The following is a 13,852-nucleotide window of genomic DNA, read 5'->3' as shown; positions in this document are numbered from 1 at the left end:
TCACCAGGCGAGGCCGAAGGCTTCCAGCTCCTTTTCCGCATCGGTCCGGTCCTGATGAGGGGCGGTCGCCATCGCCGGCAGGAAGCGGCCGCGCCCGCGTGTGCCGCAGAACTCGTGATAGCGGCTGATCACCTCGCCACGGCTCAGCGTGACCGCCGGCCAGGCCGTGACCTTCAGGCCTTCATAGGGAGTGAAGTCTACGTTGTGATGCATCATCGCGTTGTCGATGACGCGGTCGTAATTCTCGTCCCAGATGCACAGATCGGCGTCGGCTCCGATGGTGAGATCGCCCTTGCGCGGTGCCAGCCCGTAGATCCGTGCGGCATTGGTCGAGGTCAGCTGGACGAATTCAGGCAGGCTGATCCGGCCTTCCTTGACGCATTGCGTGAACAGCAGCGGCATGCGGATCTCGACGCCGGGCACGCCGCTGGCGATCTTGTCGAAGCTCGCGCCGAAGCCGTTCGGGAATTTCTCGACCTCGTCGAACCTATAGGGCGAGTGATCCGAGGAGAGTACGTCGATGCGCCCGTCGGCGACCGCGCGCCAGAGCTCGGCGCGGTTGGCGGCGTCGCGGATCGGCGGGCTGAAGATGCCCTTGGCGCCTTCATGGCCGGGCTTGTCGAGCAGGCTGCCGTCGAGGGTCAGGTACTGGGTGCAGGTCTCGACGAAGAGCGTGGTGCCCTTCGCGCGGGAGAGTGCGACCACGTCGAGCGACCGGCCGGTCGAGACATGCACGATCATGGTCGGCACGTTGAACAGTTCGGCGTAGGCGCAGATCCGAAAGACGGCCTCGGCCTCGGCGATGGTCGGCCGCGAGGCGAGATGGAACTTCGGCGCAATATGGCCCTGCGCCAGCAATTGCTGCGTCACATGGTCGATGATGTCGGTGTTCTCGCAATGGACCATGACCATGAAGCCGTGCCGGCGGGCGGCGGCGAAGACTGTGACGATGTCGCGGTCGGCGATCCCGACGGCGGCATAGGTCGTGAAGATCTTCAGCGAGCGCAGGCCCCCGGCTGCGGCCTGAGCGAGGTCGCGGTCGAAATCGGGATGGGAGGGGTCGGTGACGACGATGTGGAAATTATAGTCCAGGACCGACTTCCGCGCGCGCTCGTGATAGTCGGCCGCCGCCCAGGCGATCCCTTCGCCGCGATGCTGCGGGGCGAAGGGCAGGACCGTCGTCGTGCCGCCGCAGGCGGCCGAGACCGTTCCCGAATAGAAGTCGTCGGCATTGATCCGGCCCTGGCCCTTGCGCTGGTCGATATGGAGATGGCTGTCGACGCCGCCCGGCGTGACCAGCCGGCCCGCCGCGTCGATGATCTCCGGCGCCTTGTCGCCGATGGCGCCGAGCGCGGCGATCCGGCCGTCACGGATGCCGATATCGGCGTTGAAGACGTCGCTGGAGCTGGCGCAGCGGGCATTGCGGATGACGAGATCGAACATGGAATTCTACCGGCTTGAGCTGACGAAGCGACCGCCCGGTCTGGGCACGAGATCGACGACGAGGCTGTAATTGGTCGGGTGGAAGATGCCGTCGATGACGATGAGCGGCCTGTCGGAGCGGTCGTAATAGAGGCGGCGCGAGGCGACCAGGGCCGTGCCTGCGGGCACGCCGAGATTCGAGGCCTGCTCGGCATCGGCGACGATCGCGCCCAGAGTCTGCTGCCCGCGTTGGATCGCGAGCCCGGCCCGGCGCAAACGCACCACGGTCTGCTGCTCGCCCGGCGGCAATTCGGCGTCGTCGACGCGGGGCGAGACCGAGACGGGAATATGGGACGTGCCGATCATCAGCGGCTTGCCGGCCTGCAGGATGAGCGAACGATAGCGGGTCGCGGGCCCCCGGTCGGCCGGCGCGAACAGGGCAGCAATATCGGGCGCCGGCTCAACGTCGTCGATCGCCAGTGTCCGGAAGCTCAGGCGCTCGTCGGCGATCAGGATATCGTCGAGATAGCCGCGCAGCCGCACGCTCTGGCCGACCTTGACGCGATCGTTGACATAGGTGCCGAGCCCCTGGAGCTTCATCACGACGCCGCCGGCCGAGAGCTCCTCCATCGCCTTGCGGATGGTCGCACGGCTGACCCCGTAGCGGGCCTGCAGCTCCGTCTCCGAGGGAAGCTGCTCGCCGACCGGGAAGTCGCCGCGCTCGATCGCTCCCATGATGTCGGCCTGGATCTGCAGATGAAGCGGCACGGGCATGGCGTTTCCGATGTTGCGGGGGACGGTGTTCATGCCGGCTTGAAGGGTTGGCGCTTCTCGATCAGCGAAAGCAAGCGCACGAAGGGCCAGAATATCGCGAGATAGACCAGGGCGGCCATGAGCAGGGGCGTCGGATCATAAACCGCTCCTTGCGCGATTCGCGCGTTGCGCAGCAGTTCGGCGATCGCGACGACCGATGCAAGTGAGGTCGCCTTGGCGAGCTCGAGGACGTTGCTGAGCAGGGGCGGGCGCACCTTCTTCAGTGCCTGGGGCAGGGCGACATAGGCGAGCACCTGAAAGCCGTTCAGGCCGGTTGCCTGCGCAGCCTCGTACTGGCCCTTCGGCACGGCCGCGAGCCCGGCCCGGACGATCTCGGCGAAATAGGCCGAGCCGTTCAGCGTCATCGCCAGGACGAAGGCCGGTATCTCCGGCAGGCGCAGGCCCAGGAAGGGCAGGGCATAGAACACGAAGATGATCAGGACGAGCGGCGGGAAGGCGCGGAAGAAATCGATGTAGAGATAGGCGGCGAGCCGCGCCGGCCGCGATCTCGAATTCGCGACGATGGCGACCAGCGTGCCCACGCCGAAGGCCAGCGGCACGATCAGGATCGCGAGCAGGAGCGTGACCTTCAGCCCCGAGAGCAGGTAGGGAATGGTCAGCGCGACGGTGTCGGGGTGAAACATGGTGCCTACCTCTTCACCGCATAGCGGCTCTCGATGTGCCGGCTGAGCACGACCAGCGGCGCGAACACGGCCAGGTAGAACAGGGCGGCGACGGTGAGCGGCGTCGGGTTGGCATAGAGCGCCTGCTGGCTCGACGCCTGGTTCAGCAGTTCCGAGACCGAGACGACGGAGGCCAGCGCCGTGTTCTTGGTGATGCTGATCGTCTTGTTGGTCAGCGGCGGGATGACCATCTGCACCGCCTGGTAGAGCACGATGTAGAACAGCGTCTGGGTGAAGGTCAGGCCGGTCGAGAGGCCGCCCTCCCATTGCCCCTTCGGGACCGAGGTGATGCCGGCCCAGAAGATCTCCTCGGAGAAGGCGGCGAGCACGAGGCCGAGCGTCAGCACCGTCGCCCAATAGGCGTCGATCCGGATCTCGTATTCCGGCAGCACGAAATAGATGCAGATCAGGATCACCAGCGCCGGCAGCGAACGCAGAATGTCGACGAAGGCGACGATCAGCAGGTTCAGCGCCGTGATGCCGTAGGCGCGGGCGCAGGCGAGTGCGAGCCCGAGCGACAGCCCGAACAGGATCGTCAGGGCGGACAACTGCAGCGTGACGAGGAAGCCCTGGAACAGGAAGGGCAGCACGGCGGCTGCTATGGTGCCGTCGAAGAAGAACTTGCCGATCTCGCCCATTTCTAGGCCTCCTTGCCGCGATAATTGCGCAGGAAGCTGCTGAGGCGCGGATTGATGGACTGGCGGAAGATCGCGTCGGGCGTCCCCTGCTCGACGATGACGCCTTCGTCCATGAAGATCACCCGGTCGGCGGCCTGCCGGGCGAAAGCCATCTCATGGGTCACGACCACCATGGTCTGGCCCTTCGCCTTCATCTCCTGCATCACCGCGAGGACCTCGCCGACGAGTTCGGGGTCGAGCGCGGAGGTCGGCTCGTCGAAGAGATAAAGCTTCGGCGCCATCGCCATCGAGCGCGCGATGGCGACGCGCTGCTGCTGGCCGCCCGAAAGCTCGGCCGGAAAGGCCTTGGCCTTGTGGCGCAGGCCGACCTGCTCGAGCGCTGCCAGCGCCCGCTCCGAGGCTTCCGCAGCCTTCAGCTTCAGCACCTTCGACAGGGCGAGGCTGACATTCCGCTCGGCCGTGAAATGCGGATAGAGATTGAAGGCTTGGAAGACCATGCCGATATCGCGCCGGATCTTGCTCAGGTTGACGCGCTTTCCGGTGATCTCGATATCGTCGAGGTGGATGGAGCCGGCTTGCGGCTCCTCCAGGCGATTGATGCAGCGCAGCAGCGTCGACTTGCCGGAGCCCGACGGGCCGATGATCGCGACCAGCTCGCCGGCGGCGACATCGAGGTCGATACCCTTGAGGATCGGGACGGCACCGAAGCTCTTCTCGATCCCCCGCATCTTCAGCAGGGCCCTGGCAGGCGCGCTTGCGGCCATCACTTGCAATCCGGCTTGTGATAGCTGCGCTCGTAGCCTTCGAGCCCGATCGGGCCATAGCCGGCGAAGACCTTCATGCTGGAATCGGCCGGATCGGGCTGCTCGCCGAACCATTTCTCGTGCAGGCCTTGCAGCGTGCCGTCGAGCTTCATGCATTCCAGCGCGTTCTCGACCTGGTTACGCAATTCCCTGGCGTCCTTGCGGAAGCCGTAGCCGAGATCGTAGTCGACGAAGATCCGGTGCACGACCTTCATGCGGCGGTTCTTCGAGGCCGCGTACTGGCCGACATTGAGGTTGACCACATCGGCATCGGCGCGCTTGGCGATCACGGCCTGCAATGCGTCGCTGTCCTTGTCGTAGCGTTGGATCTTGTAGCCGTACTTGGCCTCGTTCGCCGTCGCCCAGGTATCGGTGAAGCTGCCGCTATTGGTCGCGAGCACCTTGCCGCGCAGGTCCTCGGGCTTGGTGATGCTGTCGTCGTCGGAGCGCGTGACCAGGCCGATCCCGCCGGTCAGGTAACCTTCGGTGAAGAGCAGCTGCGCTGCGCGCTCCTTGGTCATGGACATCGGGGCGACGATCATGTCGTAGCGCCCGGCGAAGAGGCCCGCGAAGATTGCGGAGAAATTGACGTCGACGACTTCGACGCCGGTGCGGCCGATGCGCCGGGCGATGTCCTTCGCGACCTCGATCGAGAACCCCTCGATTTCGCCTGAAGGCTGGCGCATCGCCCACGGCGCATAGCCGACATCGGCCGCGATCTTCAGCGGTTCCGCTGCTGCGCCGGACAGGGTTGCAGCCAGGAGGCTGGCGGCGCCGGCTGCCAGGCTGATCTTCCTTCGCAACAGGAGAATGAAGTCTAACGTCATTGGATTTCCCCTCGTTTGATTGACATTATTTTGATGAACATTAAACGTACGGACGACCGGATGACAACATGATCATCCGTGATATGCAAGGGGGAGGCAGGGCATGGCGGTTCTGAACTACGCATTGATCGGGCTCGGCGGAGCAGGTGCGGGCTTTGCGGTCGCTGTCGCAGCGCGGGGTGCGCGCATTAGCGGATGGTATGACTGCGACGATGCGGTGCGTTCATCGACCGACATGGCCGGGGGGCTGTCCTTCGAGGGGCTGGGCGGGCAGGGGGCGGTTGCCCTGCCGAAAAGTGCGACGGATGGCGCTGCGGCCGTCGCCGGAGCGGATGTCGTCGTGGTCTCCACCACGGCTGACCGGCATGCAGCCGTGGCACGCGAGATCGCGCCCGGCCTCGCGCCCGGCCAGATGGTCGTGCTGCATTGCGGCTATGTCGGCGGTTCCAAGGTCTTCGCCGACACACTGATTTCAGCAGGCAATCCCCAGGGCGTCGCGGTCTTCGAACTCAACAACACGCTGCATCTGGCCGGGAAGCTCAATCCATCGACTGTCGTGCTCAAGGGGCAGAAGCGCTGGCTCGAGCTCGCCGGCCTGCCTGAAGCGAAGGACAATCCGCATTATGCGGCCTTCCTCGAGCAGTTCCCGGAATTCACCTATTCCGCGAACGTGCTCGAAAGCGGCCTGAACAACCCGAACTGCATCGGCCACGTTCCCGCCTATATCGGCGGCGCGATGACGCTGGACCGTGACATGGGCGATCTGACGACCGGCATCCTGCATTTCGACGAGGCGCGCATGGGCCGGGTCAACGTCATCGCCGCCGCGCTGGAGCAGGAGCGCGATCAGGTCATGCGCGCGGCCGGGCTCACGCCGCTGCCGTCCGCCACCTTCTCCCAGCGGGCCTATCCGGCGGGAACGCGGTTGTTCGGCGCTATTCCACGCTTCGGGCCCAAGCTGCAGAAGCGCTTCCTGCATGAGGATGTGCCCTGCTCGCTCGTGCCGCTGGAAGTTCTCGGTCGGCAGGTTGGCGCCACGACGCCGTTGACGACCGCTCTGATCGCCCTTGCGAACATTCTGGAGGCCGTCGATTTTCGGGCGATCGGCCGGGACGAGCGGGTTCTGTCGGCGGACTGGATGCGCATGCACTCCCCCGGCCTGCGCCAATAACAGGTCGGGAACTGAAGGCCGGTCAGCCTGGAACGATATCGGGCGCCGGTCGGCCTGCGCGATCTTGCGCCTGCACGACCATCGCTGCCTTCAGAAGCTGACTCTGATCCGGGCCGATCCACCGAGGCGGCTGCTGTTGGCGGAGAGCTCTCCGTCGAGGTTGAGGCCGAAGGTGACGCGTTCGGAGAGCCTGGCGTTGAGGCCGGCACTGAGGAGGGCGCTGTTGCGGTCTGCCTCGGCTCCGGTCGCGGTGAAGCTCGCGCCCGGCAGCCCGATCAGGCTTGCGGTCAGATCCGCATCGCGCCGGAAATAATGCCCCCAGGCCGCCCGGACATAGCCCGTGACCGGAACCGAACCGAGCACGGTATCGGCATCGAGCTGCAGGCCGAGCTCGCTGCGGGCGGTGACGTCGCTGCGCCCGCCGAGTGCGAGTGCCCCGGCATTGGCGCCGGCCCAGTTTGCCTCGACTACCACAGGGCTATGCGCCCGGGTCGCCTGGATCGCCGCCAGCGGCGAGACCGTGAAGCCGTTCCAGCCGAGCAGCGCGGCACTCGCCTGCAACCTGCCGCTCCAGGCCGTCGTCGCATAGGAGGACGAGAGGCTCGAGCCCAGGGCCGGAATGCCGCGGCTGACATCATTCTCCAGCCGGGCATAGCTCAGCGCCCCGCCGAGCTTCACCAGGCCGAGCTGTGTCATGCCGTAGAGGCCGGCCTGGAACACGTCGGCGTCGATCTTGCCGATCAGGCCCGGCAGCGAGGCCCGCGCCTTGCCGCCCGAGACCGCGATGCCCGCGACCGTCCCCGGCATGAGCCGGATATCGATACCCGTCGCCAGATGCGCATCGTCGATCGTGCGCTTCGCCGAGCCGATCGCGGCGTCACCACCGGTGCGGCCATAGGAGCCATAGGCCGAGCCCCAGACCGAGTAGAACGGGGTGTCGAGGCGTGAGGGAAGGGCGGGTTCGTCCGCGCCCTTGCGCATGAGACCGGAGAACGCCGCTGTGCCCGGTCCGACGCCGGCACCATTCAGCCGCCCGGCCGCGAACGGGTCGAGCATGATACGCAGGAACTGGTCGGAGGCGAGGCTCGCCATCGCCGGCGCCGCGGTATGGATCTCGCCCGACAAGCTGTTCACCGCTGCCGGGATCGCGGCTGCCGGCAGGTTGTAGATCCCGAACAGCGTCGACGGATCGCCGCCATTCTCGACCGCCGTGTCGATCGAGCGCGCGATGGCATAGGCATTGCGCGGATGGGTCACGCCGAGCGTCGGCGAGCCCGGTGGCGAGCCGGGATCCCCGGGCCCCTCGGGCGTGAGCGGCTTCGGCGCGAGCGTCAGCAGCACGTCATTGGTGGTGTAACTCACCGTCGTGGTCACGCCGTCGCCGAAGGTTCCCGCCGTGTCGACCGGGCTGAAGGTGCCTGTTCGTCCCCCCGCCGCCGAGAGCAGCGTGTAGGCGCTGTTGAACGCATAGGCGCCGCCGAGCGGCGCCAGACGCAGCGTGCCTGCCAGTGCGGCCGTGCCGGTCACGTTGACGCGGTCCGCATTCGCGCCCTGGATCTCGGCGAGATAGGTCGAGCCGGGGTTGAAGGTCAGGTTCCCCCGGACCGCCAGCGTTCCGGGAGAGTTGCCCGGCGAAAGCGTCCCGCCGTTGATGATCGTCGTCGGGACCGTGCCCGAGCCGCCCAGCAGCGCGCCGGCCGCGACCGTCACGCCCGAGGACGATGCGATCGAGCCGTTCACGATCAGCGAACCGCCGGTGACGACCGTCGCGCCCTCGTATGTGTTCACTCCGTTCAGGGTGAAGCTGCCGGTGCCGACCTTGGTCAGGGAGCCATCGCCGAAAACGCTGCCGATGGTGCCGCTGAAGACGGTGCTCGTGTTGTTCGTCCCCGTTGTCAGCACCACTCCCAGGCCGGGGATCACACTCGTATCTGCCCCGCCAGCAAGCGAGCCGATCTGCTGGTCGAATAGTATCTCGAATTGCGAGCCGGCCCCCGTCAGGCTGACCGCCCCCGTGGGTGACAGGGCGTTGGGCTCGAAAACGACGAACCGAGAGCCGTTGGAGATGTTGATCGCGGTCGAGTTGCGGATGGACCCGCCCTGGCCAATTCTCAACGTCCCACCGGCGACATTGGTCGGGCCGGAATAGGTGTTGGCCCCAAAGATATTGAGACCCGCCGACCCGGTCTTGGTCAGGCCGCCCGATCCGGAAATATCTCCCCTGAAGACGAAAAAGGCGCTGTTGTCGATGGTCAGCGTCGCCGCGCCCAGATTGACGGCCGTGCCGGCGTCCCCTTCCAGTCTCTTGACGGTCTGGTTGTAGCCGTCGAGGTCCCAGGTGCTGCTGCCCTGAAGACCGATGCCGGCTGAAGAGGCCAGCGCGTTGGCCGCCCCCATCCGCAGCGTGCCGGCATTGACGGTAGTCGTACCCGTATAGCTCTGCTCATTGGTCAGAGTGAGGGAGCCCCCTCCCGTCAACGTGAAGTTGCCATCCCCCGAGATGGTCCGGGAATAGATGCCGCCACCTCCCTGATTGAAGACGACACCGCGCGTGCCGGCACCGGCTGCGAAGGTCAGGTTGCCGGCCATGCTGGCGGCGTTGCCGGCAAGCGTTCCCTCGTTGATCGTCCAGTTCTGGTTGCCGGGGCCCGACAGCGTCCAGGTCGACGACCCCGTCTTCTCGTAGGCCGTGAAGCCGGTATGCGAGGCCACGAGGTTGCCGATATTGACGCTGCCATCCGTGGCGCCACCCAGCGCCAGGACATTGTTGGTGCCGCCGCCCTGAACCACGACATTGCCGTCGGTCGTCGAGCCGGCCCGGATCTCGAAGCGGTTGTTGCTGCCGGAGAGCGCGACCGCATTGGCGCGCGTCACGCCGTCGCCGGAAAGCCCGCCCGCGATCGTCCCCGAATTGATGATGGAGATGCCGCCGCTCGCCGCGCCGACGATGCCGACGCCGCCAACGCCATGGCTGGTGGAGGCGGCGGTGCCGCCACGACCGCCTGAAATCGTCCCGGCATTGTCCAGGCTGGCGATCTGGCCATCCCGGAAGACGATGCCGGCGCCGCCGACGCCCGCGACATAGACTGGGTTGAGGTCGGACTGGTTCCCGCCCGCACCGCCCGTGATGCTGCCGCCCGCCATATTGGCGATCGAGCCGCCCCAGGCTTCCAGGCCGGCACCGCCTCGGCCGTAGCCAGTCCCACCTGCGTTCGAATCGCCTCCCTTGCCGCCTGTGATCGCGGCCCGATTGTCGATGATGCCGAGATTGCTCAGCACGCCGGCACCGCCGGAGCCGGCCCAGGCCCACCCCCCGCCCGCGCCGCCGGTGATCGAGCCGGCCTGATGGGACAGGCTGCCGCCATTGTACAGGAACAGCCCGGCGCCGCCGTGCGCGCCCTCATATTCGTTGCTGCCCTGGCCGCCGGCAATGACGCTGGTACCGCCCGCTCCGGCCGCGACGGTGATCGTGCCGCCGTTCAGCAGCACCAGCCCGGCGCCGCCGCCGCCAGCGCCCGCACCGCCAGCGCCCGCGCCGCCCGAGACAGCGAACCCGTTCGTATTCATGGTGACGCCGGCACCCGTCAGGATGAGGCCGCCACCGCCACCGCCACCGCCGCCGCTGCCCGCTGGGGAGGCGCCAAAGGACCCGGTCGCTCCTGTGCCGCCAGCATAAGCCGAGCCGAGGGAGAGCGGAGACGTTGTCGTGAGGAGGTTGCCGCTGCCGCCGGCGCCGCCCGCTCCGCCATTGCTGGGGAATCCGGGATCATAACCGCCGCGGCCGCCGCCGCCGCCGCCGCCGGCAGAGAGGTCATTGGGAGCGCCCGGCGCCCCGCCTGCTCCGCCGGCCCCACCGACATCGTCGTAACCACGCATTCCCGCGGTCGCCGAACCGCCGGGTGTCTGTGCTGCCGAACCGCCATCGCCCCCAAAAAAGCCGATGGTGCGGTCGCCGCCGCCGCCGCCGCCGCCCGCGATGCCGCCCAGGCCGAAGCGGTCGCCCGCGCCGTTGCCGCCTCCCTGGGTGATCTGCTGCGCGGAAGCGGCGTGCGGCCATAGCGGCAGCCCTGCGCCTAACGACACCGCAAGGGCCAGACAGGCTCGCGACGTCGTCCTGCGCAGGCTGCTGCGCTGCTGGGCAAGAGAACTGGAGACCGGGCCGATGGCTTCACCGGCAACAGCCGGAGACGCAGCATGCGATCCAGATGGGGAGGTCATCGGCGTCGTGGCGCTACGGGATGCGGGCGCGCATTTCGGCAAATCGCGGCTGCGAAGCGTCATCATTCCCCCTGCCGAGCGACCGGATCGGGAGCCCGTTCGTCACTCGTCTCGCGACATCGTCGGTGGCGTTGCGCTCGGCGCCGCGTCGACGGTTCCGGCAACCGCCTGGCGAAGAACGAAGCAAGCCGATTCTCAGGTTAGATTTCTGCCTCCGGTCAGGCTACCGTTGAATTCAGTTGAATTCTGACAGATTCTTACGAAGCCCCTGACGCTACGGCATGTTGTTTCGTATCAATCGGGGCGATAGCCGAGCTTTCGGAGAAATCGCCGCCGGATAATGCTGCAGCAGCCATGGTTGAACGCATGGCGGCTTGATACAAAGCTTCGGAATCATCGTCCACGTCGAATTTCAAGGCCGGATACGCGGGAAGATCCGGTGGTGGGTTGAAGTAAACCTGAGAGACGAAATGCAGGACCTCGGAGCCGTTCGTATCGCAGAGGCCATGCCGAAAGCAGAACCCTCCATCCGGGACCCGGCCACAGTAGCGGGCCGTGACATGCGCGGCTCCATGCACCTTGTTCGACGCCGGTTGCGGCAATCCCGCCCCGGCGATCACCACGCTCCGGACCCGGCCTCGATGAACGCCGCACACCTCGCTGCGCCATTTCACCGCGGCGGATCGTGCCGCCATCCGCAACCAGGGCTCGGCGATGCCACCTCCCGCCTCGGCATCGCGCAACGGAAGGCGAGCCGGGATGAAGACCTCGTCGGTGGGCACCGACCAGCCGGCGGTCCAGCGATCAAGCAACCTGGACTTGAGGGCTTCGACGGCCCCGAACAGCACGCGAACATGCATCCGCAATCTCCCCCTTGTGAGAGCGGTGTCGGCAAGGTGTCTTTTCACGCGGCGATCGGGCCACTGCCCTGTGACCGTCGGTCAGTCTTGTCTCAGTCAGGGCGCCAAAAGTATTTTGTATTGGGTAAATCAAAATGGGGGCGGATTTCTACCTATGAATTCGTTCAGATTCTGACGAAATCAAACATGAATATCTTCTACTGAATCTATACATAGGTTATTAAGGGTAGAATTTTATCCAATATCGAGTATTGGCTGGGGCATGAGAATGCGGCGAGATGCTTGATCTCAAAACGGTCCTGATCGTGGCATTAGCGACTGCAAGTCTGCAGGCGGTGGCCTGGGTCTTCGTCTGGCGGGCCTGGCGCCATCTCTACGAGCTCAAATTCCTTGCGGCGGGCTTTGGAGCGATTGCCGTCGGCCTCCTCCTGATGATCATCCGTGGTCCGGAGCCGGGTGCCCTGGCTATCGTGCTGCACAACACGGTCATCAAATTGGGACTCGTCCTGCTCGCGGAGGGGCTGGCCCGCTTCCTGGGGCAGCCGCGCTATACCTGGATCGGCATCTCGCTCCTGGTTCTGCAGATCGCCGTCTGGAGCGCGGCCGTCGCGATCGACCCGGACGACATCGCGACCCGGATTTACAGCTCGACCGTCTTTACCGTGATCATGATGTCGGTGATGTGCCTGGGCCTCGTGCGAGACCGGACGCAACCCCCGCTCCTGCGCCTGATCACCATCGCCATTCTCGCCGAATACATGGCGGCTAGCATCCTGCAGAGCGTCCTCGAATATCGCCTGCCCGCCGATTTCGACGGCGGCCCGATTCTGGCGGACCGCAACGCCTGGTACCTGTTGCAGGGCACGCTTTTCCTGATCGCGTTGTTCGCCTGCCTGCTCTTCATGGTCAGCTCGCGGCTCTCCGCCGATCTGCGCAGGAAGCACGACGCCCTGTTGCAGGAAGTGGAGGAGCGCCGCAGGCTCGAAAGCCGGCTGAATGCCAGCATCGAGGCCGAGCGGGCCCTGCGCGACGAACAAGCGGATTTCATGCGCGTGGTCAGCCATGAGTTCCGCACGCCGCTCGCGATCATCCGCAATGCCGTCGACATGATCGGTCTCGTCGGCGACAGGTCGCCCGAAGCCACGCGAGAACGCCTCTCCGGCATCGGCGAGGCGCTCAATCGCCTCTTCTCCCTCATCGACAGATTCATGGCGGATGACCGCGAGAACGGCTTCCAGCCCGAACCGGTCCAGCTCGGCTCCCTGATCGGGGATGCGCGCCTGCATTTCGAGATGACGGCACGCGGCGGCAGGCTCCATTTTGCCGTGGCCGACGAAGCCGCCTCCCTTTATGCCGACCCGGAAATGCTGGGGACGGTCATCATCAACCTGATCGACAACGCCTTGAAATATGCACCCGACGACCCGGCGATCCGCATCGAAGCCTGGGAGGAAGCGGCTTCCGTCGTGATCCAGGTTCGCGACCGGGGCATCGGCATTCCCCATGCCGAAGAAAGCAAGATCGGGCGCCGCTTCTTTCGCGCCTCCAACGCCAAGGCGATCACCGGCACCGGCCTGGGGCTCTACGCAGCGCGCAAGTTCCTGGCCTATCACGGCGGAACCCTGCAGCTCGTCTCCGACAACGGCGAGGGTACGACGGCCATCGTGCGCGTGCCGTCGTCGCGTGAGGCCGCCGCCGCCGATTTGCCAGAGGAGACTGCAGCGTGACGCAGGTTCTGATCGTCGAGGACGAAACCAGGCTGCGCAAGGACCTGGTCGATTTCCTGGGGCTGTGCGGCTTCTCGGCCAGCGGGGTCGCATCAGCGCAGGAATTGCGCCAGGCGCTCGCAACCGGCCACACGGCCGACATCATCATTCTCGATGTCGGCCTGCCCGATGGAAACGGCTTCGAGCTCGCCAGCCAGATTCGCGAAACCCATCACTGCGGCATCATCATGCTAACGGCGCTCGGCGACAGCGACGACCGCATCCGTGGCTTCGAGAGCGGCGCGGACATCTACCTCGTCAAGCACAGCACGCTGCGCGAGATCGAGGCGGCCATTCGCAGCCTGCTGCGGCGGAGCGGAAACCTGCCCAGCGCGGCGACCGGCATCAGCGATCAATGGCTGCTGGACGGCACGAATTGGATGCTGGTCGCACCCAATCTCCGTTCGCTCAAGCTCACCGCGACCGAATTCGCCTTCATGAGTGCGTTGTGCAGCCGCGGCGGCGACATCTGCCAGCGCGAGGAATTGATGGAGACGCTTGCCCGCCCACGGTCGAACTTCGGCAACCGCCACCTCGATGCCATCGTCAGCCGCCTGCGCCGCAAGATCGAGGAGCGCACCAGCCTGCCAGCGCCGATCAAGGTCGTCTACGGCGTCGGCTATACCTTTACCGCAACCTTGCAATGACCAT

11 protein-coding genes are annotated in these 13,852 nt (G+C 66.0%); 3 read left to right on the top strand and 8 right to left on the bottom strand.

All coding sequences use genetic code 11. The features are described from left to right. The 6 genes from hydA to BLQ70_RS05325 are packed head-to-tail and all read right to left on the bottom strand — an operon-like array spanning position 1 to position 5,186. Positions 1–1,443 (bottom strand): dihydropyrimidinase, encoded by a 1,443-nt coding sequence (gene hydA / locus BLQ70_RS05350; protein WP_091856075.1) that lies wholly within the window; start codon positions 1,441–1,443, stop codon positions 1–3. 6 nt (positions 1,444–1,449) lie between these two features. After that, on the bottom strand, positions 1,450–2,196 hold the full coding sequence (locus BLQ70_RS05345; protein ID WP_162260068.1) for a GntR family transcriptional regulator: 747 nt from the start codon (positions 2,194–2,196) through the stop codon (positions 1,450–1,452). Between the two features lie 29 nt (positions 2,197–2,225). Next, complete coding sequence (locus BLQ70_RS05340) at positions 2,226–2,879, bottom strand: amino acid ABC transporter permease (protein ID WP_091856073.1); 654 nt, start codon at positions 2,877–2,879, stop codon at positions 2,226–2,228. Between the two features lie 5 nt (positions 2,880–2,884). Further along, positions 2,885–3,556, bottom strand: coding sequence for an amino acid ABC transporter permease (locus BLQ70_RS05335; protein WP_091856072.1), 672 nt, complete (start codon positions 3,554–3,556; stop codon positions 2,885–2,887). Between the two features lie 2 nt (positions 3,557–3,558). After that, positions 3,559–4,320, bottom strand: coding sequence for an amino acid ABC transporter ATP-binding protein (locus BLQ70_RS05330; RefSeq protein WP_091856071.1), 762 nt, complete (start codon positions 4,318–4,320; stop codon positions 3,559–3,561). Beyond that, positions 4,320–5,186, bottom strand: a complete 867-nt coding sequence (locus tag BLQ70_RS05325) for a substrate-binding periplasmic protein (protein ID WP_091856070.1) — start codon at positions 5,184–5,186, stop codon at positions 4,320–4,322. The genes BLQ70_RS05330 and BLQ70_RS05325 overlap by 1 nt, the downstream gene beginning before the upstream one ends. A 103-nt stretch (positions 5,187–5,289) precedes the next feature. On the opposite strand from BLQ70_RS05325, the gene BLQ70_RS05320 reads away from it, so the two are divergent. Next, positions 5,290–6,357 (top strand): NAD/NADP octopine/nopaline dehydrogenase family protein, encoded by a 1,068-nt coding sequence (locus tag BLQ70_RS05320; RefSeq protein WP_091856069.1) that lies wholly within the window; start codon positions 5,290–5,292, stop codon positions 6,355–6,357. A 90-nt stretch (positions 6,358–6,447) separates the two neighbouring features. On the opposite strand, the gene BLQ70_RS05315 is transcribed toward BLQ70_RS05320, so the two are convergent. Together BLQ70_RS05315 and BLQ70_RS05305 are read right to left on the bottom strand one after the other, a co-directional pair. Further along, positions 6,448–10,440: an autotransporter outer membrane beta-barrel domain-containing protein gene (locus BLQ70_RS05315; protein ID WP_170843319.1), complete on the bottom strand. Its 3,993-nt coding sequence runs from the start codon at positions 10,438–10,440 to the stop codon at positions 6,448–6,450. A gap of 392 nt (positions 10,441–10,832) precedes the next feature. Further along, positions 10,833–11,435 carry a hypothetical protein gene (locus tag BLQ70_RS05305; protein ID WP_091856067.1) on the bottom strand — a complete coding sequence of 201 codons (603 nt, stop codon included), beginning with the start codon at positions 11,433–11,435 and terminating at the stop codon, positions 10,833–10,835. A gap of 278 nt (positions 11,436–11,713) precedes the next feature. On the opposite strand from BLQ70_RS05305, the gene BLQ70_RS05300 reads away from it, so the two are divergent. Together BLQ70_RS05300 and BLQ70_RS05295 are read left to right on the top strand one after the other, a co-directional pair. Beyond that, entirely contained in the window at positions 11,714–13,162 is a 1,449-nt protein-coding gene (locus BLQ70_RS05300; protein WP_091856066.1) for a sensor histidine kinase, read from the top strand. Further along, a complete protein-coding gene (locus BLQ70_RS05295) occupies positions 13,159–13,848 on the top strand; it encodes a response regulator transcription factor (protein ID WP_091856065.1) in 690 nt (229 codons plus the stop codon). Before BLQ70_RS05300 ends, BLQ70_RS05295 begins: the two co-directional genes overlap by 4 nt. Positions 13,849–13,852: the final 4 nt, after the last annotated feature.

This window comes from Allobosea robiniae (assembly GCF_900102525.1).
Lineage (GTDB): Bacteria > Pseudomonadota > Alphaproteobacteria > Rhizobiales > Beijerinckiaceae > Allobosea > Allobosea robiniae.
The sequence above is the reverse complement of the archived record's forward strand: the minus strand, read 5'-3'. Positions and strand labels throughout refer to the sequence as shown.

Coding starts and splice junctions, on each gene's coding strand:
- BLQ70_RS05320 (WP_091856069.1), top strand. CDS start 5,290: ATGGCGGTTCTGAACTACGCATTGATCGGGCTCGGCGGAGCAGGTGCG.
- BLQ70_RS05330 (WP_091856071.1), bottom strand. CDS start 4,320: ATGGCCGCAAGCGCGCCTGCCAGGGCCCTGCTGAAGATGCGGGGGATC.
- BLQ70_RS05335 (WP_091856072.1), bottom strand. CDS start 3,556: ATGGGCGAGATCGGCAAGTTCTTCTTCGACGGCACCATAGCAGCCGCC.
- BLQ70_RS05340 (WP_091856073.1), bottom strand. CDS start 2,879: ATGTTTCACCCCGACACCGTCGCGCTGACCATTCCCTACCTGCTCTCG.
- BLQ70_RS05325 (WP_091856070.1), bottom strand. CDS start 5,186: ATGACGTTAGACTTCATTCTCCTGTTGCGAAGGAAGATCAGCCTGGCA.
- BLQ70_RS05300 (WP_091856066.1), top strand. CDS start 11,714: ATGCTTGATCTCAAAACGGTCCTGATCGTGGCATTAGCGACTGCAAGT.
- BLQ70_RS05345 (WP_162260068.1), bottom strand. CDS start 2,196: ATGCCCGTGCCGCTTCATCTGCAGATCCAGGCCGACATCATGGGAGCG.
- hydA (WP_091856075.1), bottom strand. CDS start 1,443: ATGTTCGATCTCGTCATCCGCAATGCCCGCTGCGCCAGCTCCAGCGAC.
- BLQ70_RS05305 (WP_091856067.1), bottom strand. CDS start 11,435: ATGCATGTTCGCGTGCTGTTCGGGGCCGTCGAAGCCCTCAAGTCCAGG.